Annotated in this window: 18 protein-coding genes and 1 pseudogene; 6 read left to right on the plus strand and 13 right to left on the minus strand. The window is 73.3% G+C overall.

The genetic code is table 11. The features are described 5' to 3' along the window. Positions 1-333: 333 nt before the first annotated feature. Positions 334-1,341 carry a stage II sporulation protein M gene (locus V7E45_RS32780; RefSeq protein ID WP_333777879.1) on the minus strand — a complete coding sequence of 336 codons (1,008 nt, stop codon included), beginning with the start codon at positions 1,339-1,341 and terminating at the stop codon, positions 334-336. 143 nt (positions 1,342-1,484) lie between these two features. Here V7E45_RS32780 and V7E45_RS32785 point away from each other — a divergent pair, with 143 nt between their 5' ends. Further along, a complete protein-coding gene (locus V7E45_RS32785; protein ID WP_333777880.1) occupies positions 1,485-2,543 on the plus strand; it encodes an RDD family protein in 1,059 nt (352 codons plus the stop codon). Between the two features lie 16 nt (positions 2,544-2,559). Here V7E45_RS32785 and V7E45_RS32790 read toward each other — a convergent pair whose 3' ends face one another. The 8 genes from V7E45_RS32790 to V7E45_RS32825 form a co-directional block, all read right to left on the minus strand. After that, positions 2,560-3,189 (minus strand): hypothetical protein, encoded by a 630-nt coding sequence (locus tag V7E45_RS32790; protein ID WP_333777881.1) that lies wholly within the window; start codon positions 3,187-3,189, stop codon positions 2,560-2,562. A gap of 117 nt (positions 3,190-3,306) precedes the next feature. After that, entirely contained in the window at positions 3,307-4,764 is a 1,458-nt protein-coding gene (gene ahcY / locus V7E45_RS32795; RefSeq protein WP_333777882.1) for an adenosylhomocysteinase, read from the minus strand. Between the two features lie 274 nt (positions 4,765-5,038). Continuing rightward, positions 5,039-6,019 (minus strand): cation diffusion facilitator family transporter, encoded by a 981-nt coding sequence (locus tag V7E45_RS32800; protein ID WP_333777883.1) that lies wholly within the window; start codon positions 6,017-6,019, stop codon positions 5,039-5,041. A gap of 130 nt (positions 6,020-6,149) precedes the next feature. Beyond that, positions 6,150-7,301, minus strand: coding sequence for a mannose-6-phosphate isomerase, class I (manA, locus tag V7E45_RS32805; protein WP_333777884.1), 1,152 nt, complete (start codon positions 7,299-7,301; stop codon positions 6,150-6,152). A gap of 120 nt (positions 7,302-7,421) precedes the next feature. Continuing rightward, positions 7,422-8,549, minus strand: a complete 1,128-nt coding sequence (locus tag V7E45_RS32810; RefSeq protein WP_333777885.1) for an SIS domain-containing protein — start codon at positions 8,547-8,549, stop codon at positions 7,422-7,424. Positions 8,550-8,747: 198 nt separating this feature from the next. Further along, positions 8,748-8,918, minus strand: coding sequence for a Trm112 family protein (locus tag V7E45_RS32815; protein ID WP_333777886.1), 171 nt, complete (start codon positions 8,916-8,918; stop codon positions 8,748-8,750). A 106-nt stretch (positions 8,919-9,024) separates the two neighbouring features. Continuing rightward, positions 9,025-10,389 carry a phosphomannomutase/phosphoglucomutase gene (locus V7E45_RS32820; RefSeq protein ID WP_333777887.1) on the minus strand — a complete coding sequence of 455 codons (1,365 nt, stop codon included), beginning with the start codon at positions 10,387-10,389 and terminating at the stop codon, positions 9,025-9,027. A gap of 113 nt (positions 10,390-10,502) precedes the next feature. Continuing rightward, positions 10,503-10,928: a DUF3499 domain-containing protein gene (locus V7E45_RS32825; RefSeq protein ID WP_333777894.1), complete on the minus strand. Its 426-nt coding sequence runs from the start codon at positions 10,926-10,928 to the stop codon at positions 10,503-10,505. A gap of 349 nt (positions 10,929-11,277) precedes the next feature. Between V7E45_RS32825 and V7E45_RS32830 the strand changes: the two genes are divergently transcribed. Beyond that, entirely contained in the window at positions 11,278-11,661 is a 384-nt protein-coding gene (locus V7E45_RS32830; protein ID WP_333777888.1) for a metallopeptidase family protein, read from the plus strand. Positions 11,662-11,707: 46 nt separating this feature from the next. Here V7E45_RS32830 and V7E45_RS32835 read toward each other — a convergent pair. The 3 genes and pseudogenes from V7E45_RS32835 to V7E45_RS32845 form a co-directional block, all read right to left on the minus strand. After that, a pseudogene (locus V7E45_RS32835) lies at positions 11,708-13,132 on the minus strand (DUF5719 family protein); the annotation flags it as partial. 197 nt (positions 13,133-13,329) lie between these two features. Next, positions 13,330-16,983, minus strand: a complete 3,654-nt coding sequence (locus V7E45_RS32840; RefSeq protein ID WP_333777889.1) for a glycosyltransferase family 2 protein — start codon at positions 16,981-16,983, stop codon at positions 13,330-13,332. A gap of 192 nt (positions 16,984-17,175) precedes the next feature. Then, positions 17,176-17,439, minus strand: coding sequence for a WhiB family transcriptional regulator (locus V7E45_RS32845; protein ID WP_003975777.1), 264 nt, complete (start codon positions 17,437-17,439; stop codon positions 17,176-17,178). A 632-nt stretch (positions 17,440-18,071) separates the two neighbouring features. Between V7E45_RS32845 and V7E45_RS32850 the strand changes: the two genes are divergently transcribed. The 4 genes from V7E45_RS32850 (at position 18,072) to V7E45_RS32865 (ending at position 22,023) form a co-directional block, all read left to right on the plus strand. After that, positions 18,072-18,572, plus strand: a complete 501-nt coding sequence (locus V7E45_RS32850) for a cysteine dioxygenase (RefSeq protein WP_333777890.1) — start codon at positions 18,072-18,074, stop codon at positions 18,570-18,572. Positions 18,573-18,605: 33 nt separating this feature from the next. After that, a complete protein-coding gene (gene cofD / locus V7E45_RS32855) occupies positions 18,606-19,565 on the plus strand; it encodes a 2-phospho-L-lactate transferase (protein ID WP_020940439.1) in 960 nt (319 codons plus the stop codon). After that, positions 19,562-20,869, plus strand: coding sequence for a coenzyme F420-0:L-glutamate ligase (locus V7E45_RS32860; protein ID WP_333777891.1), 1,308 nt, complete (start codon positions 19,562-19,564; stop codon positions 20,867-20,869). The genes cofD and V7E45_RS32860 overlap by 4 nt, the downstream gene beginning before the upstream one ends. A 143-nt stretch (positions 20,870-21,012) precedes the next feature. Next, complete coding sequence (locus V7E45_RS32865; protein ID WP_333777892.1) at positions 21,013-22,023, plus strand: DNA-3-methyladenine glycosylase family protein; 1,011 nt, start codon at positions 21,013-21,015, stop codon at positions 22,021-22,023. A gap of 72 nt (positions 22,024-22,095) precedes the next feature. Here the strand turns inward: V7E45_RS32865 and V7E45_RS32870 are convergent, their stop codons facing one another. Then, positions 22,096-23,178: an NDP-sugar synthase gene (locus tag V7E45_RS32870; RefSeq protein WP_333777893.1), complete on the minus strand. Its 1,083-nt coding sequence runs from the start codon at positions 23,176-23,178 to the stop codon at positions 22,096-22,098. Positions 23,179-23,324: the final 146 nt, after the last annotated feature.

Consider the following 23,324-nt stretch of genomic DNA (forward strand, 5'->3'; position numbering starts at 1 on the left):
TCGGTCTTGCGTTTCCGACTCTATCAGATCTTTTCTCGATCCGATTTCCTCGGTGCTTTCCAGGTTTCCGCTCTCGCGTTTCCCTTTCCGGCGGTTCCGACTTTATCAGAAGTTTTTAGCCGGTCTGACCGGCCGGTCATTTCTGAGTAGTTATCGGGGTGTGCTCCGTGGAACCGCAGTAGCGACTTCTCGGGGAGCAGATAGATCTTAACGATCAGCCCTGAACTTGTCCAGTTCTAGGCAACTCATTGAATCTACCTCCCCACTCCGCCTGTGTCAACAGGTTTTGCGGGGCGAAGAGGAGACTAGCAGCTCACGAGGGCCCGACGCACATCAGGCTGCCGTGGGCACGGCGGAGCTGCGTCCAGCCGCCTCCAGATCACCCGTCTGGCCGCTCCGCACCGCCCTGCCGCCCAGGACATAGACGTAGGTCAGGAACACCGCCTCCGCCACCACGCCGATGCCGATGCGAGCCCAGGTGGGGAGGCCGGAGGGGGTGACGAAGCCTTCGATGGCTCCGGAGACGAACAGGACCAGCGCGAGGCCGATGGCCATGCCGACCGCGGCCCTGCCCTCCTCGGCGAGTGCGGCGCGCCGGGTGCGGGGACCGGGGTCGATGAGGGTCCAGCCGAGACGGAGGCCGGTGCCGGCGGCGACGAAGACGGCGGTCAGTTCGAGCAGACCGTGCGGGAGGACCAGGCCGAGGAACGTGTCGAGCCGGCCGGCGGAGGACATCAGGCCGATGCCGACACCCAGGTTGAGCATGTTCTCGAAGAGGATCCAGAGCACCGGCAGGCCCAGGAAGACGCCCAGGACCAGGCACATCGCCGCGGCCTGAGCGTTGTTCGTCCACACCTGTGCGGCGAAGGAGGCCGCGGGGTGGCTCGAGTAGTAGGTCTCGTACTCCCCGCCGGGACGGGTCAGCTCACGCAGCTGGCTGGGGGCCGCGATGGTCGACTGCACCTCCGGGTGGGTGCCTATCCACCAGCCCAGCAGGATCGCGACGGCGGTAGAGACGAGCGCGGTGGGCACCCACCAGTGGCGCGCGCGGTAGACGGCGGCGGGGAACCCCTCCAGCAGGAAGCGGGTGGCGTCCCGCCATGACGCGCGGCGGTTACCGGTGACGGCCCCCCGCGCGCGTGCCACGAGCTGACTCAGCCGGCCGGTGAGCTGCGGGTCGGGGGCGCTGGACTGGATGAGCGAGAGATGGGTGGCCGTGCGCTGGTAGAGCGCCACCAGCTCGTCGCCCTCGGCTCCGTTGAGGCGGCGCTGACGGCGGAGCAGGGCGTCGAGGCGGTCCCATTCGGCACGGTGTGCGGCGACGAAGACGTCCACGTCCATGGGGTCTGCCTGCTCCTCGACTGGTGGTCCACTGCACGTCGTGGATGCTCGTGATCCTGTCAGCTTGTCCTACTGGCGCGCGATGCGCCCTCAGCTTGGCAGACTTGCGGTCCAAGGGGCAGATCAGGGGAAGGGCGGCGGGCGTGAGTGAGCTGGTGACCGGTGAGGCGGTGGCGCTCGAACTGCGGCCCGCGAAAGTGCCGAGCAGGGCGCTGGCGGTGCTGCTCGACCTGGTCGTGGCCATGGTCGCCTACATAGCGGTGACCGTGGCGTTGGTGGCGGCGACCGCTTCGCTGGACGAGGCGGCGCAGGTCGCACTGTCGATCGCGGCCTTCCTGCTGGTGCTGGTCGGCGCTCCGATCGCGGTGGAGACACTCAGCCACGGGCGCTCGCTGGGAAAGCTGGTGTTCGGGCTGCGGGTGGTCCGGGACGACGGGGGGCCGATCCGGTTCCGGCACGCGCTGGTGCGGGGTGCCATCGGGGTGGTCGAGATCCTGATGACGTTCGGGGTCGTGGCCTGCATCGCCTCGCTGGTGTCCGCTCGGGGGCGGCGGCTCGGGGACGTGTTCGCGGGCACGCTGGTCGTACGCGAGCGGATCCCCGTGGGGCGGGTGGGTGTCGTGCCTCCTCCTCCGCCGGGGTTGGCGGGGCGGTTCACCGAGCTCGATCTGTCGGCCGTACCGGATGGGCTGTGGCTGGCCGTCCGGCAGTACCTGACGCGGATGCCGCAGCTCGATCCCCAGGTGTCCTGGGACATGGGGCAGCGGCTGGCGGCCGATCTCACGGCTCGTACCGGCGCTCACCCGCCGCAGGGTGTGCACCCCGCCGCGTTCCTCGCGGCCGTGGTCCACGAGCGGCAGGCCCGTGAGGCGCGGCAGGCGTTCGCGGGCCGGGCGGCCGTTGCGGGCGCGTATCCGGCGGGTGCCTACGAGGCGGGGGCGTATCAGCCCCAGGCGCCGGGTCGGCCGCAGGACCCCGCGCACCATGCCCAGCCCGCCGAGCCCGAGCCCGCTCAGCCCGCTCAGTCCTTCGCCCCGTTCGCCGAGTCCGTTCACCCGGCTCAGCCCGAGAGTGAGGCGTCACGGTGGTCTCGGGGTTCCGGGGCGCGGCAGGTCGCGGGCCAGCGGGACGAGGCGTCGCCGGACCAGGGGAGGGGTGCGGCTCCGGGTCCGGGTTCCACCGGTTTCGTGCCGCCGGCGTAGCGCAGCGGGGTCCGGCTCAGCCGAGGTCCGGCCGGTCGAAGGCGGACGGCGGTGACCGGAGGTCCTCCAGTTCGATCCCGGGCGCGGCCAGGACCACGTCCCCGGCGAGGTGGACGGTGTGCTGTTCTCCCGTGTCCAGGGCTGTGACCTGGTATTCGTCCACGGTCAGGGGGCCGTTGTCAGTGGCGTGTGTTTCGCTGTCCACCAAGGCCCAGGACTGGTCCACGGTGAGTGGGGCGAGGACCGGTTCGGTGAAGGCAACGAGACGTACGCGGGTCGCGGCCGAGGAGGGGGTGAGGCGCAAGAGACGGGCGGTGGCGACGAGGAACGCGGGGGACGTGCCGGTGAAGGCGTGGGCGCGCACATTGCCTTCGGTGGCATGGGTGCCGGTGGGGTCCGTACGGACCCAGGTGACGCCGTCGAGGGCGGCGCCGCGCACCTGCCAGCCGCCGGCGTGGAGTTCCAGGCGGATGGGGCGGCCGAGTTCGTCCAGGGCGAGGTCGACGGAGCCGCGGTGATCGCCCGTGGGCGTGGTCAGCTGTGAGACGTAGCGCCAGCCGGACGGACCGGGGGCGCACTGGAAGTGCTCTTGTGCGAGGGGGGTGTGGTCGTGCGGATCGTGGAGCGAATAGCGGCCGCGGGGCATGGGGGTCCTGGGTTCTGACGGGCTGGTCCGGCCGGAGACCGAACCAGGGACCAAAGGGGCAGGCCCCCGGCACGGGGGTGCGGGGGCCTGCCTCGGCGGATCTGCCGACCTTCGGACTCAGTAGCGGTAGTGGTCCGACTTGTACGGGCCCTCGACCTCGACGCCGATGTACGCGGCCTGCTCGGGGCGCAGCGTGGTGAGCTTCACGCCGAGAGCGTCCAGGTGGAGGCGGGCGACCTTCTCGTCGAGGTGCTTGGGCAGCACATAGACGTCGGTCGGGTACGCGTCGGGCTTGGTGAACAGCTCGATCTGGGCCAGGGTCTGGTCCGCGAACGAGTTGGACATCACGAACGAGGGGTGGCCGGTGGCGTTGCCCAGGTTCAGCAGGCGGCCCTCGGACAGCACGATGATGACCTTGCCGTCGGGGAACTTCCAGGTGTGGACCTGGGGCTTGACCTCGTCCTTGACGATGCCGGGGATCTTGGCGAGGCCGGCCATGTCGATCTCGTTGTCGAAGTGGCCGATGTTGCCGACGATCGCCTGGTGCTTCATCTTGGCCATGTCCGAGGCCATGATGATGTCCTTGTTGCCCGTCGTGGTGACGAAGATGTCGGCCTTGTCGATGACCTCGTCGAGGGTCGTGACCTGGTAGCCGTCCATCGCCGCCTGCAGGGCGCAGATCGGGTCGATCTCGGTGATGATCACGCGGGCGCCCTGGCCGCGCAGGGACTCCGCGCAGCCCTTGCCCACGTCGCCGTAGCCGCAGACGACGGCGGTCTTGCCGCCGATCAGGGTGTCGGTGGCGCGATTGATGCCGTCGATCAGGGAGTGGCGGCAGCCGTACTTGTTGTCGAACTTCGACTTGGTGACGGCGTCGTTGACGTTGATCGCCGGGAACAGCAGGGTGCCGTCGCGGTGCATCTCGTACAGGCGGTGGACGCCGGTGGTGGTCTCCTCGGTGACCCCGCGGATCTCGGAGGCCAGCTGGGTCCACTTCTGCGAGCCGTCCGTGATGGTGCGGTGCAGGAGTTCGAGGATGACGCGGTGCTCGTCGGACTCGGCGGTGTCGACGGAGGGGACCTTGCCGTCCTTCTCGTACTCGACCCCCTTGTGGACGAGGAGGGTGGCGTCGCCGCCGTCGTCGAGGATCATGTTGGGGCCGCCGGTGGGGCTGTCAGGCCAGGTCAGCGCCTGCTCGGTGCACCACCAGTACTCCTCCAGGGTCTCGCCCTTCCAGGCGAAGACCGGGACGCCCTGCGGGTTGTCGGGCGTGCCGTTCGGGCCGACGGCGATGGCGGCGGCCGCGTGGTCCTGGGTGGAGAAGATGTTGCAGGAGGCCCAGCGGACCTGGGCGCCGAGGGCGACCAGGGTCTCGATGAGGACGGCGGTCTGCACGGTCATGTGCAGGGAGCCGGTGACGCGGGCGCCGGCGAGCGGCTGGGCCTCGGCGTACTCCTTGCGGATCGCCATCAGGCCCGGCATCTCGTGCTCGGCGAGGGTGATCTCCTTGCGGCCGAAGTCGGCCAGGGAGAGGTCGGCGACCTTGAAGTCCTGTCGGTTGTCGACAGTCGTCATTGCGAGCTGCTCCTCGGGATTGGGTCGAGGGTGGGTACGGCTGGTCTGCGCGGCGGCGGACACAGGGGTGCCCGGGAAGAGGACACAGGCATGCCCACGTACGCGCAGCGCAGTCCGTCGGAGGCCCTCTCTCCCTCGGCCGGTCCGCACGCGGACCGCCCGACCGCCATCAGCAGCGACGTCTGGCTCCACCCCAAGCTACACCGCAGGACGGTGCGGCCCCCAGTCCGCCTCCGGACGGTTCGCGTCGTTCCGGGTGAACGGGGGGCCGGGCTCAGTGGCCGGTCGGGTGCGGGGTGGGGCCGCCCGGGGTGGCTTCCGGGTCCGGTCCCTTGGCGGCCTCGGCCTCGCTGTAGATGTCGGGTTCCAGGTAGATGGCGCGGGCGATGGGGACGGCGGCGCGGATGCGGGCCTCGGCCGCGTCGATGGCCTTCGCGACCTCGGCGGCGGTGTCGTCGTGCCGGACGGCGATCTTGGCGGCGATCAGCAGCTCCTCGGGGCCGAGGTGGAGCGTGCGCATGTGGATCACGCGGGTGACGGTGTCGCCGTCGACGATCGCGGTCTCGATCTTCTCGACCTCCGCGATGCCGGCGGCCTCGCCGAGCAGCAGCGACTTGGTCTCGGCGGCGAGCACCAGGGCGATCAGCACCAGCAGGACACCGATGCAGACGGTGCCGATGCCGTCCCAGACGCCGTTGCCGGTGAGCACGGCGAGGCCGACGCCGACGAGGGCGAGGACCAGGCCGATGAGGGCGCCGAAGTCCTCCAGGAGGACGACGGGCAGCTCGGGCGCCTTGGCCCGGCGGATGAACTGCGACCAGGAGAGCTTGCCGCGCAGTTCGTTGGACTCCTTGATGGCCGTGCGGAAGGAGAAGCCCTCGGCGATGACCGCGAAAAGGAGCACGCCCACCGGCCAGTACCAGCGCTCGATCTCGTGCGGGTGGCTGATCTTCTCGTAGCCCTCGTAGATGGCGAACATGCCGCCGACCGAGAAGAGGACGATGGAGACGAGGAAGGCGTAGATGTACCGCTCGCGGCCGTAGCCGAAGGGGTGCTGCGGGGTGGCCTCACGCTGGGCCTTCTTGCCGCCGATCAGCAGCAGGAACTGGTTGCCGGAGTCGGCGAGCGAGTGGACGCCCTCGGCGAGCATCGACGAGGAGCCGCTGAACGCGAACGCCACGAACTTCGATGCCGCGATCGCGAGGTTGGCGCCGAGTGCCGCCACGATCGCCCTGGTACCGCCTGACGCGCTCATGAGTCCGCGTTGTCCCTTCGCCCGTGTGTCTACGCCGTCCAGGCGTGTACCCGTCTTTGCCCGTGCTTTGCCGGTGGGCCATTGTTGCAGTCCGGCCGTGCGGCGGTGCCTCAGGTGTCAGCGGCCGCGGTCATACGATCACGGTGGCGCGGAAGACCGTGCCCGCGCCGAGGACCTCGGCCTTCTCGCCCGCCGGGACGAAGACGGACTGGCCGGGGGCGAGCCGGTGTTCGCCCGCCTGGACGGAGCCGGCGGTGCAGAGCAGGACCTGCGGGGTGTCCAGGGTGAGGTCGTGGGGGGTGCCGCCCTCGGACAGGGCGTACCGGGAGAGCCGGAACTCGTCGATCGGCGTCTCGTAGACCTCCTCGCCGTCCGGGGAGGCCTCGGGGCGCAGCACGCCGGCGTCGCGGGCCTCGAAGCGGACCACCCGCAGCAGTTCGGGGACGTCGACGTGCTTGGGGGTCAGGCCGCAGCGCAGGACGTTGTCGGAGTTGGCCATGATCTCGACGCCGAGGCCGTTGAGGTAGGCGTGCGGGATGCCGGCGCCGAGGAACAGGGCCTCGCCGGGCTGCAGGCGGACGTGGTTGAGGAGCATGGCGGCGATCACGCCGGGGTCGCCCGGGTAGTGGTGGGCGAGGTCGGCGTAGGGGGCGTAGTCGCCGCCGAGCCGGGCGCAGGCGGCGGTGGCCTCGGCGACCGTGTGGGCCATCTCCCCGGGGTCCGCGCTGAGGATGGCGGTGAGGACCTCGCGCAGGGCGGCGTCCTCGGGGTGGGCGCGCAGCAGGTCGACGTACGGCTTCAGGGAGTCGACACCGAGCCCGTCGAGCAGGCGGGCGGTCGCGGCGGGGGCGCGGAAGCCGCACAGGCCGTCGAACTCGGTGAGCGCGCAGATCAGTTCGGGCTTGTGGTTGGCGTCCTTGTAATTGCGGTGGGGCGCCTCGAGGGGGACACCGCGCCGCTCCTCGTCGGCGTACCCCTCCTGGGCCTGCTTCAGGTCGGGGTGCACCTGGAGGGAGAGGGGCGCGCCCGCGGCGAGGATCTTGAGCAGGAACGGCAGTCGCGGGCCGAACTTCGCGACCGCCGGGGCGCCCAGTTCGCGCTCGGGGCCGGCGTCGATGACCTCGACGAGGGTGCCGCGCGCGGTGCGCGAGGGGGCGCCCGGGTGGGCTCCCATCCACATCTCCGCCTGCGGTTCGCCGGTCGGCTCGACGCCCAGGAGGTGCGGGATGGCGGTGGGCGAACCCCAGGCGTAGGGGCGGATGGTGTTGTCGAGGCGGTCCATGTGGTTTCTCTGTCTCCGTACGTACGCTGCTGGGCCGGCGCCGTCGCCGGTTCACGGTCCGGTGGTGGGCGCGGGTCGGGCGTCCCGGGCGGCCCCGGGACGTCCGACCTGGAGCCAAGATCAGGCCCCGGAAGCGAGCGCCAGGTAAACAGCGGCGAAATCCGTGACGGCGATCAGTTCCGCGAGGGTCTCCAGGTCGCCGCCCTCCTCCGGTTCGAGTTCGCTGATCGGGGTGTCGTGGCTGAGGGCCAGGTCGCGGGCGGCGGGGGCGGCGGTGAGGCCGCCGATGGGGCGGTCGCGGAGCAGCACCACGCGCGCGTGCAGCGCGGGCGGCTCCTCCACCCGGTCGCGGAAGAAGTCGTCGGGGTCGGCGCTGGCCGCGAGGGGGCCGGCCAGCAGGGCGCTGTGCGCGGCGAGCGCCTCGGGGAGTTCGGCCACCACGGCGGGGCGGCCGGCCAGTTCGGCGAGGGCGGCGGCGAAGCGGCGGCCCGCGGGCCCGGCGGAGGTGCCCTCCGTCCAGACGACGGGCAGGGAGTCGGCGAGTTCGGCGGCGAGGGTCTTGGCCGGGTTGCTGTACGTCGCGATGGCGGGGCCGCAGCGTTCGGCGATGTGGTCCAGACGGTCGGCGACCTTCTCCATGGCGTCGGGCGTCGCGGTGAGCAGTCCGATGCGGTCGAGGAGCGCGAGCAGCGGGGTGAGCAGGGCCCAGAAGACGCCCGGGGAGGACGCGGCGAGCGGTTCCTCCTGGTCGTACGGTGCCGTCGCCATCGGGACGAGCATGCCGTGGGCGCCGGAGACGGCTTCGGCGAGCGGGGTGCCGGCCGGGGCGACGGCGGCGACCGAGCAGCCGCGGCGGTAGGCCTGCTCGGCGAGCAGGGAGAGGCTGGGTTCGGTGCCGTCCGGGGTGGCGATCAGGAGCAGGTCGACCGAGCCGGCCCAGCCCGGGAGTTCCCAGCGCAGGGCGCCCGCGGCCGGGGCGACGCCGGTGGGCGCCAGCCGGATGACGGGGCTGCCGGGGCCGGCGAGTGTACCGAGCAGGTCGGCGGTGTGGGTGGCGGCCGCGCCGGGGCCGGCGATCAGGACGGCGCGGGGGCGGCCGTCGGGCTTGAGCTCTTTGACGCCGGCCTCGGAGGCGTGCCGGGCCGCGGTGCGCACGCGGGCGCCGGCCTCGGCCGCGCCGCGCAGGAGCCCCCGGCGGTCGGCCTCGCCGAGGCCCTCCGGGCTGTCGAGCAGCGATTCGTCGAGCATGGGCGGCAGCCTCCGGTTCGCCGGGGTCCTGTTCGGGGGGTGTCTGGCGCGGGGGCGCGACTGGGCGCCCCGTCGTCACGCCGGTGGCGGCCCCAGGGCCGCCACGCAGGCCCTGGGGCCCGTTGCGAAAGTGGCCTCGTCGCCCGAAGGGCGGCCGTGCGGGCGTCGCACGGCAGCGGACCCCTTTCGCAACAGGCCCTAGGCCGGGCGGCGGGCCTCGTCGACGAGCAGGACCGGGATGCCGTCACGGACGGGGTAGGCCAGAGCGCAGTCCTGGCCGGTGCAGATCAGCTCGGCGTCCTGCTCCTTGAGGGGGGCGTGGCAGGCCGGGCAGGCGAGGATCTCCAGGAGGCCGGCTTCGAGCGGCATGGGGTGTCCCTTCGGGGGCGGGTACGGCTTTGCTGATGTGCTGGTCAGGTTACCGCCGGCGCGGCCGGGTGGCGGGGTCGGCCGGGGCCGCGCCGGAGGATCGGCGTCAGCCGCGGATGATCGCCAGCGCCTCGTCGCGGACCTTGGTCATGGTCGCCTCGTCCTTCGCCTCCGCGTTCAGGCGCAGCAGCGGCTCGGTGTTGGACGGGCGGACGTTGAACCACCAGTCGGCGGCGGAGACCGTGAGGCCGTCGAGGTCGTCGAGGGTGATGCCGGGGCGGCCCTCGTAGGCGGCGCGGATCGCGGCGAGGCGGCCGGCCTGGTCGGCGACGGTGGAGTTGATCTCGCCGGAGCCCGCGTAGCGGTCGTACTGGGCGACGAGGGCGGACAGGGGGCCGTCCTGGCCGCCGAGGGCCGCGAGGACGTGCAGGGCTGCCAGCATGCCGGTGTCGGCGTTCCAGAAGTCCTTGAAGTAGTAGTGGGCGGAGTGCTCACCGCCGAAGATCGCGCCGGCGCGGGCCATCTCGGCCTTGATGAAGGAGTGGCCGACGCGGGTGCGGGCGGGGGTGCCGCCGTTCTCCTTCACGACCTCGGGGACCGTGCGGGACGTGATCAGGTTGTGGATGACGGTGCCCGTGCCGCCGTTGCGGGCCAGCTCGCGGGCGGCGACCAGCGCGGTGATCGCGGAGGGGGAGACCGGGTCGCCGTTCTGGTCGACGACGAAGCAGCGGTCGGCGTCGCCGTCGAAGGCGATGCCGAGGTCGGCGCCCTCCGAGGGGACCCGCTTCTGCAGGTCCACGATGTTGGCCGGGTCGAGCGGGTTGGCCTCGTGGTTGGGGAAGGTGCCGTCCAGTTCGAAGTACATCGGGACGAGGGTCAGGGGCAGTCCGGCGAAGACCGTGGGCACGGTGTGGCCGCCCATGCCGTTGCCGGCGTCGACGACGACCTTCAGGGGGCGGATGGAGGTCAGGTCGACGAGGGAGCGCAGGTGCGCCGCGTAGTCGTCCAACGTCTCGCGGGTGGTGAGGGTTCCCGGTTCGGCGGCCGGTTCCGGGGCGCCCGACTCCAGCCACCGCTCGGCGAGTTCGCGGATCTGGGCGAGGCCGGTGTCCTGGCCGACGGGGGCGGCGCCGGCGCGGCACATCTTGATGCCGTTGTACTGCGCCGGGTTGTGGGAGGCCGTGAACATCGCGCCGGGCAGGTTCAGTGCGCCCGAGGCGTAGTACAGCTGGTCCGTCGAGCACAGGCCGATCTCGGTGACGTCCACGCCGCGCGCCGCGGCGCCGAGCGCGAAGGCGCGGGACAGGCCCGGGGACGAGGGGCGCATGTCGTGGCCGACGACGATCGCCGCCGCGCCCGTCACCTCGGCGAAGGCGGCGCCGAAGAGGCCGGCCAGCGACTCGTCCCACTGGTCCGGGACCACTCCGCGTACGTCGTACGCCTTCACGATCTGCGACAGATCAGCAGCCACGGCCAACCCTCCTGAAAGTCCTATGGGTGCCCACAAACTACCCGTCATGGGTAAGGCTCGGGTGTGCGGACACCAAAGTGGACTCCCGGACGCCGAACGCCTCCGGACTCGGCTCAGTTGTCCGGGGAGCGCAGGACGCGCAGGTGGCCGCGGCGGGCGACCTCCATGGGGTCAGCGGCGCGTGCTCCGCCGCCCGCCCCGGCCGCCCGCTCCTGGGGGCGGGCCGCCTCGCGCACGGCGTTGGCGAGCGCTTCCAGGTCGTCCCCGCTGGGCCGCGCGGGCGCCGATCCGTCGAGCAGGCGGACGACCTCCCAGCCGCGGGGGGCGGTGAGGCGCTCGGAGTGCTCGGCGCACAGGTCGTAGCAGTGGGGTTCGGCGTAGGTGGCGAGCGGGCCGAGGACCGCGGTCGAGTCGGCGTAGACGTACGTCAGCGTCGCGACGGCGGGTCGGCCGCAGGCGGTGCGCGAACAGCGACGTACAGGGCTCACGACGTTGGACGGTACCGCACTCTTGAGCGGGCCGCGACGACTCTCCCCCAGGTCACTCCACCGTGTCGGGTTGTGAAACAGCCCACACCCCCTTGTGGACAAGGGCTGTTGACCTGCGGGGACGGCACCGCGAGTGATCTTCGGCGGCCCTTCCTTCGGTCATGACTCGGTACAAACACCGTCAATTGCCTTGAGTTCGCCGGTCTTGGGGGGTTACGGAATCGAGCCAGAGCTTGGCCGGAATGGTCATCCCGTGACAGGAGCGGTCAGGTGGCCGGCCGCCGCGTGGGGCCGGGCGGGCGCGGCGTGCTGGGACTACGCTTCACCAGTGATGGACAACCGTGTACCGCCCCGTGCCGCCGGCCCCGGGCCCCGTCGCCGTGATCGTCACGGCCGGGGCATGCGGGGGCCGATCGCGCCGCCGCAGGTGCCGCTGGCGGCCAGCCGCGCCGAGGTGTTCGCGGACCTGGTGCAGGACTCCGTGGAGCGCCTGGAGCGGCGGTGGCCGCAGCTCGCCGACATCGACTTCGTCGTGCTCGAGGTGCCCCGGCTCGACGGGCGCGGCACCGAGGCGTGGAGCGACGAGGCGGTGCCGCTCGGCGGGATCGTGCCCGCGCGCGAGGGGCGGCGGGGCCGGGTCGTGGTGTACCGGCGGCCGGTGGAGATCCGGACCAAGGGGCGCGACGAGCGGGCCGCGCTGGTGCACGAGGTGGTCGTGGAGCAGGTGGCGGAGCTGCTGGGGCTCACGCCGGAGACCGTGGACCCCCGCTACGGCGAGGACTAGGACGCGGCCCGGGGCGCCGGGACGTGGCCCCGGCGCCCCGGGCCGCCTACTTCTGCAGGACCGCCAGGTCCTCGTCCGCCTGCGGCACCGCCACCAGGCCTCGGTCGCTCGGGAGCGTCTGGATGGTGAAGCCGGGGATTCCGGCCTCCGTGGCCGACAGGGTGCGGGCGGCGTACACCGGGCCGCCGGAGACGGTCTCCACCGTGAGCGCGTACGTGCCCTTGCCGGACGTCGGGGCCGGCGCAGCGACGTCCTGGGTGGTGCCCGACTTGATCGTGTAGGTCTTCGTCACCGGGGCACCGCCCCCGCTGCCCGCCGACGCGGTGACCTTGACCGTCGCCGTCGCGGTGGGGGCGGTCAGGGAGAGCGTCGTGCTCTTGCCGCTGTTGTCGGCCGCGGTCGCGCGCGTGCCGACGGGCGCCGTGGCCGGGATGAACGCGGTCTCCTGCTTGGCGCCCTTGCCGCGGACCACCCGCAGCGCCGCGACGACCGGCACCGACCGGTCGGTGGGGGTGAGGACCAGGGAGCCGGCCTCGCCGCGGGTGACGGCGCCGAGGTCGGCGGCGGTCGTCATGCCGGACTTGACGTGCAGGGTCTCGTTGCCGGCCGGGGTGATCAGGCCGTCGGGCGAGGCCAGCCGGACCTTCAGGTCCGCGTCGGCGTCACCGGGCGTGAAGGCGATCAGGCGGACGTCGGTGGCGTCCTTCGGGATGCCGGGCAGGACCAGGCTGCCGGCCGGATCGGCGGCGGCGGCCAGCCAGTCGCCGCCGACCTTGTCGTCCAGGGCCTGCACGGCCGCGCCGACCCGTCCGCTGCGGACGCTGACGTGCACGGTCAGGTCGGTCTGCCGCTCGTCGGTGAGCGTCGAGAGCAGCACCGGCTTGCCGGCGTGCGGCGGGATGGTGAAGCCGTCCCCGACCGCGGACTTGATGGCGCCGTTCCTGCCGTAGAGCTCGATGTCGACGACGGCGGCGGAGTCGTCCGGGTTGGTGAGGTGCACGTAGTCGGTGCGGTCGGCGGACGTGGCGGCGCCCGGGAACCAGAACTCGGTGTCCGGGGCGGTGCAGTTGACGCCCAGCAGGCCGCGGCCGGTGCCCGCGGCGACCTCGGTGGTCTCCTGGACGGTCCAGCCCGGGGCGAACTTCCCGTCGGCCGTGCCGACCAGCGCGGGCGCGTCGGCGCCGGAGGTGTCGCCGGTGGCGGGCGTGCCGGGCGCCTTCGGCGCGAGGACGGGCTCGGCGGCCTTCTTCTTGCCCTTGCCCGTCTTGCCCTTGCCCGTCGTGCCGTCACCCGTGCCGTCGGCCGACTGCCCGGCGGCGGCCTGGAGTTCGGCCTTGCCGCTGCCCGTCGTGCCCTTGGTGACGGGGGTGAACGAGGTGTACGACGTGTCGGCGATGTCGGAGACGCTCGGCGCGGGGCACAGCAGGCTCGTGCGCTCCACGGGCAGTTCCGCGGCCGCCCGGGCGGCGCCGGGGGGGGGGGGGGGGGGGGGGGGGGGGGGGGCGGGGGGGGGGGGGGGGGGGGGGNCTTGTAAGTGGCCAGCGCGGGGGCGCCCCCCCCCCCCCGCCCCCCCCCCCGCGCCCGCCCGCGCGGGCGCGCCCCCCCCGGCGAAGGCGGTGACGGCGGCCAGCGCCGTCGTGCCGGCGATCAGGGACAGGGTGGTGCGCTTCACTGCTGGCTCCCGTCGGGGCGCTCACTGCCGGTGCCGTAGGGGTGCTGGGCCGGGTCGTAGCCCTGCTGGTACGCCGTCGGGTCGTACGGCGCCTGTTCCTCCGCGCCGGTGCCGTAGGCGTAGGGGTCGTACTGCCCCGCCTGGCCGGACCGGTACGGGTCGGGCTGGTACGCCTGCTGGTCGTAGCCGGCGCTCTGGTACTGCCCGGCGTCCTGGTACTGGCCGTCGCCGTAGCCGCCGTACTCGGCGCCCGTGTACTCCCAGTCGCCGTAGGACTGCTGCTGCGGGACGACGGCCGGTGCCTGTTGCTCCTGCTCGTGCCCGGGAGCGGGCACCGCACCGGGGTCCTGCCGGTCCTCGACGGCGGCTTCCTCGGCCTGCGCGCGCAGCCGGCGGGCGCGGCGGCCCTCGCCGGCGGCGGCCTGGACGGGCAGCGGCTGCTCCTCGGGGAGGTCGTCGTCGACGTCACGGCGGCGGCCGGGCAGCGCGAGCACCACGAGGACGACGGCGAGCGCGCCCTGCGCCCACAGCCAGGCGGTGTGGGTGATCGGGTCGTCGTGGACGACGTCCAGGGTGCCGCCCGTGGAGGGCAGCTGGAAGCCCTGGGCCCAGCCGTCGACGGTGGTGCGGGTGAGCGGTCTGCCGTCCAGGGTCGCCGTCCAGCCGTCGGAGACGGCGTCGGCCAGGCGCAGTACGCGGCCGCCCGGGCCGGACGGGACGGTGGTGTGGATCTCCACCGGCCCGGCGGCCACCGGCAGGGCGGCGCCCGATCCGCCGGCGGGCACGATGGTGGCCCGCGAGACCTGCCGGTCGACGCGCCACAGGGCGCTGCCGTCCTGCTGGCTGAGCCGGCTCAGTCCGGGTGTGGCGTCCAGGACGCGGGTGACCTCGCGGGGCGCGCCCTTGTGGACGAGGACGTAGCGGACGGCGAAGCCGCCGAGCTGCCCCGACTGGTCGGCGCCGGACCCGGCGACGAGGTTGGCGACGACCTTGTCGAGGCGCGCGTTCTCCCCGTCGGCCGCGGCCAGTTCGGCGTCTCCCATACGGCCGCCGGAACCGCGGACGAGGGTGTAGCGCACGTGTGCGCCGGAGTCGCTGTCCAGGACCAGGGTGCGGGCCTGGTCGCGAGTGGCGGCGTCCTCGGCGACGAACGCGGGCACCTGCACCGGGTCGCGGCGCTCCAGCGGGCCGTCGGCGCCGCCGAGCATCCAGCCGGCGGCGACCAGCAGGGGGCCGGCGGCCGAGGCGAAGGCGATGAGGGCGGCGACCGGCTGGCGCCAGCCGAAGCTCTGCTCGGCCACGCGCGCGCGTGCCCCGTCGGCACCGAGCGCGGCGGCGGCCAGCAGGGCGATGCCGTAGACGAGGGTGGCCGGTCCGGCCCAGGTGGAGTGGTTGGACAGGACGGCGAAGACGAGGCCCACCAGGGCGACCGCCCAGGCGGTCAGGATGCCCAGCCGGCGCTCGGAGCGCAGCAGCGCGGCCAGGGCGGCCAGGACGATGCCGATGAGCATCAGGCCGTGCACGGTCCCGGGGCCGCCGGGGCTCGCGCCGAGCAGGTCGAGCGCGGAGGCGGACGAGGCGCCGTAGGGCAGCCCCGCCTCCTTGAAGAAGCCGGTCGGCAGCAGGGTGAGTGACCACGGGGCGAGGACCAGCAGCGGGGTGCCGAGCTGGACGAGGAAGCGCAGGCCGTGGGCGACGAGGTCGCCGCGGCGCAGGACCAGCACGCCGAGGCCGAGGAGCAGGGCGATGGGCCAGACGATCGGCGTGAACGCGGTGGTGACCGTCAGCAGCAGCGCGTACGCCCAGGTCGCGCGCCAGCTTCCGCGCGCGCCGGAGGCGTGGGTGAGGCCGCTCGCCGCGACGCCCGCGCGCGCGATGAGGGGCAGCAGGACGGCGAGGACGGCGGTGCCGACGCGACCGCCGGCCAGGGCGCCGGTGGCCGCGGGCAGGAAGGCGTAGGCGATGGCCGCCCAGGCGCGCAGCAGCCGGGAGGTGACCAGGGGGCGGGAGGCGAAGTAGGCGGTGAGACCGGCCAGTGGCACCGAGCCGATCAGCAGGACGGTGAGCGCGAGTCCGGTGGAGCCGAACAGCAGGGAGGCGAGGCTCGCGACGACGGCGAGGTAGGGGGGCGCGGCGGGGGTGCCGCCGGCGCCCACCGGGTGCCAGGCGTCCAGGTAGCGGGACCAGAGGTCGCCGGCGCCGGCCGGGGCGGGCAGCAGGGCGCCGCCCGAGAGCGCGCCGCCGCCGAGCAGGGCGCGGCCGGCGACGAGCGAGACCAGCAGCAGGACCAGGAAGAGCACCGGGCCGGGCTTGCGGGCGATCCGCTTGAGCCGGGCGAACTGCTCGATCTCCAGGAAGTCGGCGTCGTCGCCGCCGGGGCCGGACTCGACGGCGCCGCCGTGCCGGCCGGCCGAGGAGGTGTCGGTGTCCGAGCTGTTGGAGAAGTTGCCCGCGAGCTGTTCCACGGTGGCGCGGACGGTCGCGCCGGGCGGCGGGAAGAGCGGGCGCAGTTCGCCCTTGTCGATCCGCGCGGGTCCGCGGCGGCGCCGCCCGGCGAGGATCCGCTCGGGCCGCAGCAGAGTGCCCAGCAGGCCGCGGATCTCGTCGACGGCCTGTCCGGGGACCTTGCCGACCAGGTAGGCGAGGGTGCGGACGAAGGTGCCGAGCAGGAGCCGGAACAGCACCCAGGGCAGGGCGGCGGCGCGGGTGTTGACGAGGAGGCTGTAGACGGCGCCGGCCTTGTCGACCTTGTGCGGGGAGGCGGCGGTGCGGCCCACGCAGTCGACGGTGCGGCGCTCGCGGGAGGCCGCCTCGGCGTGCCGGACGACCGCCTCGGGGGCGACCAGGACGCGGTGGCCGGCGGTGGTGGCGCGCCAGCACAGGTCGAGGTCGTCACGCATCAGGGGCAGCCTGCGATCGAAGCCGCCGAGCTGTTCGAAGACGTCGCGGCGGATGAGCATGCCCGCGGTGGAGACGGACAGCACGGTGCGGACGTGGTCGTGCTGGCCCTGGTCCTGCTCCCGGCGGTCGAGGCCGGTCCAGCGGCGGCCGGAGTTGGCTACCGAGACGCCGACCTCCAGCAGCTGCCTGCGGTCGTACCAGCCGCGCAGCTTGGGGCCGACGACCGCCACGTCGTCGCGGCCCAGTTCCAGCTCGTTGTCGACGACCCGGAGCAGCTGGGCGAGGGCGTCCGGCTCGGGTGCGCAGTCGTCGTGCAGCAGCCACAGCCACTGCACGGGTTCGCCGTGCGGCAGTTCGGGCAGGTCGTAGGCGTCGTCGCGCCAGCTGCGCGTGACGGGGTCCCAGCCGCTGGGGCGCTTGAGGTACGGCAGCTCGTCCGGGCCGAGGGCGGGGGCGATCCGGCTCGCCTCCTCGACGGCCTGGCCGAAGCCCGTGCGCCGGGCGAGGTGCAGCACCCGGTCGTCGCCGAGGGCCTCGGTGACCAGCCGGGCGGAGTCGTCAGCGCTGCCGGTGTCGGCCGCCACCGCGTTCTGGACGGGGCGCTCCTGGCCGAGCAGCCCGGCGAGCGCGTGGGGCAGCCAGCGGGCGCCGTCGTGGGAGACGAGGACCGCCGTCACCACATGACGCGGGAACTCAGGGGTGGCAGCGCCGTCTTGGGCTGCCGCATGGCTGTGGCTGTGCACGGACATCGAGGTACGGGCCCCGGTTCGATGGACTGCGGTGGACGCCTGTGCCCCGAGGGGACAGCGGGGCGTCTCGGACGAGCGCCCACACTATCGGCTGACCATGTCGACGGCCCGCCGCCTGTGGATAACCCACCGGCGACGGGCCGTTCGCGAAGTTTGTCGGTTTCCGCTGTCCGCAGGTCGGTCTCCGCGCGGTCAGACGGCGGCCTTCTTGAGTCTGCGGCGCTCGCGCTCGGACAGTCCGCCCCAGATGCCGAAGCGCTCGTCGTTGGCGAGGGCGTACTCGAGGCACTCGGAGCGCACCTCGCAGGCGAGGCAGACCTTCTTGGCCTCTCTGGTGGAGCCGCCCTTCTCGGGGAAGAAGGACTCGGGGTCGGTCTGGGCGCACAGCGCGCGCTCCTGCCAGCCGAGTTCCTCGTCCGCGTCGTCGACCAGCAGTTGCTGCACCAGCTCGGTCATGTGCGCCCCTCGTCTGTCTTCACGTCCCCGTGCGTGGCCGTTACCGATTTCGGCTGAACGACACGAGTGAAATTACAAGTGTGCTGCTCCGGGCGAGTCAAGCCGAGATCTGCTATTGAGCCCGTTATTCACTCTGCGGAACCAAGGCCATGCGGAAAGTGTTCAAATCGCCATAAACCTTGACACGCCAACGACGTTCGCAAGGGCGACCGACCCCGTACAAACCTCTGTACGAAGAAGGACGCCCCTGCGTTCGATCGCGTTCCGCGCCCGCTTGTGCGCTCGGATGTGCGCCATGTGTCCCGGGTTCCGGGTGAACAAACCTTTCACCTGACAGATGAACCGGATGAGGTGAAACATATGCCACATATCGGACGCCGAGTTGACAGTGCGGGTGTGAACCGCTGTCCTAGTGGGCATGCTCGCGAACTTGGCATCCGCCTCGACCCGCACCGCCGGGTCCCACGGTGCTGCCCTGCTCCGCTGTAGCTGTTGTCGCTGTTCCGGCTGTTGAGCCACCGCTCCTTTCGAGCCACCGCTCCGGCCGCGTCGAGTCCCCAGGGCCCGACCGCTTCCTCCTTCGCAGAGCCCCCGTCCAGGGCACCCCACTCTTCCGCCGAGGAACCACCTCCATGAACAGCGACAGCGACCTCCAGATCGCCGGCGACATCCTCGAAGTCCCGCACCTGCTCCAGCCGCCGCGCGAGCACCCGGCGACCGTCGCGGAGTTCGTGGGCCTGGCCCGCGAGATCGCCGCCGACCGCTCCCAGTGGGCGCACCTCGTCCGCTACGACGCCACCACCCGCTGGTACCACTGGCTGCGCACCGGTCCCGGCTACGAGGTGTGGCTGCTGTCCTGGGTGCCCGGACAGGGCAGCGGGCGGCACGACCACGGCCGCTCCTCCGGGGTGCTGACCGTCCTGGAGGGCACCCTCACCGAGCACACCCGGCGGGGCACACGCGCGCTGCCGCACGGCGCGCAGCGGGTCTTCGCGCCGGGATACGTGCACGAGGTGGTGAACGACGCGCTGGAGCCGGCGGTCAGCCTGCACGTCTACCACCCGGGCCTGACCGAGATGCCGATGCACACGGCCACCGCGCCGCACTGCGAGGCGCGGCCGGTGACTGCCTGACACTTTGTCGTACCCGCCTGCCAGACTTGGCGCATGCGCATTGTGGTTCTGGCAGGCGGCATCGGTGGTGCCCGTTTCCTGCGCGGTCTGAAGCGGGCCGTGCCGGACGCGGACGTCACGGTGATCGGCAACACCGGCGACGACATCCACCTCTTCGGGCTCAAGGTCTGCCCGGACCTCGACACGGTGATGTACACGCTGGGCGGCGGCATCAACGAGGAGCAGGGCTGGGGGCGGACCGACGAGACCTTCCACCTCAAGGAGGAACTGGCGGCCTACGGCGTAGGACCCGAGTGGTTCGGACTCGGTGACCGGGACTTCGCCACGCACATCGTGCGGACGCAGATGCTCGGCGCCGGCTATCCGCTGAGCGCGGTCACCGAGGCGCTGTGCGAGCGCTGGAAGCCCGGCGTGCGGCTGATCCCGATGACCGACGACCGCGTGGAGACCCATGTGGCCGTCGATCTGGACGGCGAGCGCAGGGCGGTCCATTTCCAGGAGTACTGGGTGCGGCTGCGCGCCTCGGTCCCGGCCGAGGCGGTCGTGCCGGTCGGCGCCGAGCAGTCGAAGCCCGCCCCGGGGGTCCTCGAGGCCATCGCCGGGGCGGACGTCATCCTCTTCCCGCCGTCCAACCCGGTCGTGTCCATCGGCACGATCCTCGCCGTGCCCGGCATCCGGGAGGCGATCGCGGAGGCGGGCGTGCCGGTGGTGGGCCTCTCCCCCATCGTCGGGGACGCGCCGGTGCGCGGGATGGCCGACAAGGTGCTCGCGGCGGTCGGCGTGGAGTCCACGGCGGCGGCGGTGGCCGAGCACTACGGCTCCGGGCTGCTGGACGGCTGGCTGGTCGACACCGTCGACGCGGGCGTGGTCGAGCGGGTCGAGGCGGACGGGATCCGCTGCCGGGCCGTGCCCCTGATGATGACCGACCTGGACGCGGCCGCGCAGATGGCCCGGGAGGCCCTGGCGCTGGCCGAGGAGGTGCGGGGGGCATGAGCGAGGAGCGCCCGGAGTACACGGTCCGTGCCCTGTCCGGGATCCCCGAGGTGCAGCCGGGCGACGACCTCGCCAAGCTGATCGCCGCGGCCGACCCCGGCCTGGCCGACGGGGACGTGCTGCTCGTCACCTCCAAGATCGTCTCCAAGGCCGAGGGCCGGATCGTCCGGGCCGACGACCGCGAGGCCGCGATCGACGCCGAGACCGTGCGGGTGGTGGCCCGGCGCGGCGCCCTGCGCATCGTCGAGAACCGGCAGGGCCTGGTCATGGCCGCCGCCGGGGTCGACGCCTCCAACACCCCCGCCGGGACGGTGCTGCTGCTGCCCGAGGACCCGGACGCCTCCGCGCGCGCGATCCGCGAGGGACTGCGCGACACGCTCGGCGTGGACGTCGGCGTCGTCGTCACGGACACCTTCGGGCGGCCCTGGCGCGCGGGACTCACCGATGTGGCGATCGGCGCGGCCGGGGTGCGGGTGCTGGACGATCTGCGCGGCGGCACGGACGCGTACGGCAATCCGCTCGGCGCCACCGTCGTCGCCACCGCCGACGAGCTGGCCGCCGCGGGTGACCTGGTCAAGGGCAAGGCGGCGGGACGGCCGGTCGCCGTGGTGCGCGGGCTGGCCCGTGCCGTGACCGCCGAGCACGGCGAGGGAGCGCGGGCGCTGGTGCGGACCGCGCGGGACGACATGTTCCGGCTCGGCACGTCCGAGGCGGTGCGCGAGGCCGTCACCCAGCGCCGTACCGTGAGGGCCTTCACCGACGAACCCGTGGACCGCGGCGCCGTCCGCCGCGCGGTGGCCGCCGCCGTGACCGCGCCCGCCCCGCACCACACCACCCCCTGGCGGTTCGTGCTGCTGGACTCGGAGGAGTCCCGCGTCAGGCTGCTCGACGCGATGCGGGACGCCTGGATCGCGGACCTGCGCCGGGACGGCAAGAGCGAGGAGTCCGTCGCCAAGCGGGTCCGGCGCGGGGACGTGCTGCGCAACGCGCCGTACCTGGTCGTGCCGTGCCTCGTCATGGACGGCTCGCACACCTACGGGGACGCGCGGCGCGACGGCGCCGAGCGGGAGATGTTCGTGGTCGCGACGGGCGCGGGGGTGCAGAACCTGCTGGTCGCGCTGGCCGGGGAGCGGCTGGGGTCGGCCTGGGTGTCTTCGACGATGTTCTGCCGGGACGTGGTGCGCGAGGTGCTGGACCTCCCGGCCGGCTGGGACCCGATGGGCGCGGTGGCGGTCGGGCATCCGGCGGAGGAGCCGAGGCCGCGGCCGGAGCGGGACGCGGAGGCGTTCATCGAGGTGCGGTGAGTGTCCGTGGGACCGCCCGGTCTCCCCTAGTCTCATAGGGCGGCCCCAGTCCCGTGGAACAGCCCAGTCCCGTGGCACAGCCCTCGCAACCGACACCCCGCAGCACCGGTACCCCGCAGCACCGACACCCCAGGACCTCATCCGTGGCAGGACGCTTCGCCCCGCGGCCCACGCGCACGACCGTGCGCGGCGGGGAGGTCGCCGTACCCGCCGGGGTGCCCAGACAGGCCACGGCCCCGGCCCGGGTCCGGCGGTGGGTGCCCGAGGGCCCGCTCGACCTCGGCCTGGTGCTCGGTCCGCTGCGGCGGGGTCCAGGAGACCCCACGTTCCGGGCGACCCGGGACGGGTCCGTGTGGCGGGCCACCCGTACGCCCGCCGGGCCCGGGACGCTGCGGGTGCACGGCGCGGGCGGCGAGGTGACGGCCGAGGCGTGGGGGCCGGGTGCCGAGTGGCTGCTGGAGCGGCTGCCGGAACTGCTCGGTGCCGCCGACGAGCCGGACGCGTTCGTGCCCCGGCACCGGGTGGTGGCGCTGGCCCGGCACCGCCGGCCGGGGCTGCGGCTGACGCGGACCGGGCTGGTGCTGGAGTCGTTGATCCCGTCGGTGCTGGAGCAGAAGGTCACCGCCGACGAGGCCTACCGGGCGTGGCGGCTGCTGGTGCGCAGGTTCGGCGAGCCCGCGCCGGGGCCCGCGGGCACGGGCGAGCGGCCGATGTGGGTGATGCCCGCGCCCCGGACCTGGGCGCTGATTCCCTCCTGGGAGTGGCATCGGGCCGGCGTGGACGACAAGCGGGCGTCCACCGTGCTGCGGGCCGTGCGGGTCGCCGCGCGGCTGGAGCAGGCGGTGGGGATGCCGGCGGCCGAGGCCCGGGCGCGGCTGCAGGTGGTGCCGGGGATCGGTCCCTGGACGTCGGCGGAGGTCGTGCAGCGCAGTCATGGCGCGGCGGACGAGGTGACGGTCGGCGACCTGCATCTGCCGGGGATCATCGGCTGGGCGCTGGCGGGCGACCGGCACGCCGACGACGCGGAGATGCTGCGCCTGCTGGAGCCCTACGCCGGGCAGCGGCACCGCGCGGCCCGGTTGATCCTGCTCAGCGGCAACACGCCCGCGCGCCGGGCCCCGAAGATGCCCCGGGTGGACATCGGGCTGCTGTGAGCGCGTGGTGGACCGAACGCGGGGGACCGGGACGCGGTCCTTGAGTGCCGCGCCCCCGCCCGCCGGGCGCCGCTACTGGTCGGAGGAGAAGCGCACCGCTCCCGCCGGGATACGGGCGTCGCACCAGACGCGTACGCCCTCCCGCAGTTCGTTGTCGGGGCCGACCACCGCGCCGTCGCCGACGACCGTGCCGGTGAGCACGGAGCGTTCGCCGACGCGGGCCCGGCTGCCGATGAGGGAGTCGGTGACGACCGCGCCGGACTCGATGACGGCGCCGGGCAGGATGGTCGAGCCGAAGACCCGGGCGCCCTCGGCGACGAACGCGCCCTCGCCGACCACGGTGCCGCCCGTCAGCTTCGCCTGCGGGGCGACCGTCGCGGTGGGCAGCACCAGGCAGTCGCCGCAGCGGCCGGGGACCGCGGGGGACGGTGCCCGTCCCATGACCAGGTCCGCCGAGCCGCGGACGAAGGCCGCGGGGGTGCCGAGGTCCAGCCAGTAGGTGGAGTCGACCATGCCCTGGAGATGGGCCCCCGCCGACAGCAGCCCGGGGAACGTCTCGCGCTCCACGGACACCGGGCGGCCCGCCGGGATGGTGTCGATGACCGAGCGGCGGAAGACGTACGCGCCCGCGTTGATCTGGTCGGTGACGATCTCCTCGGGCGTCTGCGGCTTCTCCAGGAAGGCGAGCACCCGCCCCGACTCGTCGGTGGGGACGAGGCCGTACGCGCGCGGGTCCGTCACCTTGGTCAGGTGCAGGGAGACGTCCGCGCCGGTCGCCTCGTGCGTGTCCACCAGGGCCCTGATGTCCAGGCCGGTCAGGATGTCGCCGTTGAAGATCAGCACCGGGTCGTCGGGGCCCGAGTGCAGCCGTGAGGCCACGTTGCGGATGGCGCCGCCCGTGCCGAGGGGCTCCTCCTCGGTGACGTACTCGATGTGCAGACCGAGGGAGGCGCCGTCGCCGAAGTAGGGCTCGAAGACCTCGGCGAGATAACTCGTCGCGAGGACGATGTGCTCCACGCCCGCCGCTCTGGCTCTCGCCAGCTGGTGGGTGAGGAACGGCACCCCGGCCGCCGGCACCATCGGCTTCGGCGTGTGCACGGTGAGCGGGCGCAGCCGAGTGCCTTTGCCGCCGACCAGGAGGATCGCTTCTGTCACCTGTCGTCTCTGCTTCCTGCCGGGACCGGCCGAACTACTCGTTTCGGCCGGTCAGTGTATGCAGACCGTGCGACGGTGCCTTCGACGGCCGCGCGGTGTCCCGCGAGATCGGCGTCCGGATTCCCCCGTCCGACCCCCCGTCGGCC

The organism is Streptomyces sp. IBSBF 3136, assembly GCF_036815105.1.
GTDB lineage: Bacteria > Actinomycetota > Actinomycetes > Streptomycetales > Streptomycetaceae > Streptomyces.

Bases quoted from the DNA above. Each gene is read 5' to 3' on its own strand.
- V7E45_RS32780 (WP_333777879.1), bottom strand. From the start codon at position 1,341: ATGGACGTGGACGTCTTCGTCGCCGCACACCGTGCCGAATGGGACCGC.
- V7E45_RS32790 (WP_333777881.1), bottom strand. From the start codon at position 3,189: ATGCCCCGCGGCCGCTATTCGCTCCACGATCCGCACGACCACACCCCC.
- ahcY (WP_333777882.1), bottom strand. From the start codon at position 4,764: ATGACGACTGTCGACAACCGACAGGACTTCAAGGTCGCCGACCTCTCC.
- V7E45_RS32800 (WP_333777883.1), bottom strand. From the start codon at position 6,019: ATGAGCGCGTCAGGCGGTACCAGGGCGATCGTGGCGGCACTCGGCGCC.
- manA (WP_333777884.1), bottom strand. From the start codon at position 7,301: ATGGACCGCCTCGACAACACCATCCGCCCCTACGCCTGGGGTTCGCCC.
- V7E45_RS32810 (WP_333777885.1), bottom strand. From the start codon at position 8,549: ATGCTCGACGAATCGCTGCTCGACAGCCCGGAGGGCCTCGGCGAGGCC.
- V7E45_RS32815 (WP_333777886.1), bottom strand. From the start codon at position 8,918: ATGCCGCTCGAAGCCGGCCTCCTGGAGATCCTCGCCTGCCCGGCCTGC.
- V7E45_RS32830 (WP_333777888.1), top strand. From the start codon at position 11,278: ATGCGGGGGCCGATCGCGCCGCCGCAGGTGCCGCTGGCGGCCAGCCGC.
- V7E45_RS32840 (WP_333777889.1), bottom strand. From the start codon at position 16,983: ATGTCCGTGCACAGCCACAGCCATGCGGCAGCCCAAGACGGCGCTGCC.
- V7E45_RS32845 (WP_003975777.1), bottom strand. From the start codon at position 17,439: ATGACCGAGCTGGTGCAGCAACTGCTGGTCGACGACGCGGACGAGGAA.
- V7E45_RS32850 (WP_333777890.1), top strand. From the start codon at position 18,072: ATGAACAGCGACAGCGACCTCCAGATCGCCGGCGACATCCTCGAAGTC.
- cofD (WP_020940439.1), top strand. From the start codon at position 18,606: ATGCGCATTGTGGTTCTGGCAGGCGGCATCGGTGGTGCCCGTTTCCTG.
- V7E45_RS32860 (WP_333777891.1), top strand. From the start codon at position 19,562: ATGAGCGAGGAGCGCCCGGAGTACACGGTCCGTGCCCTGTCCGGGATC.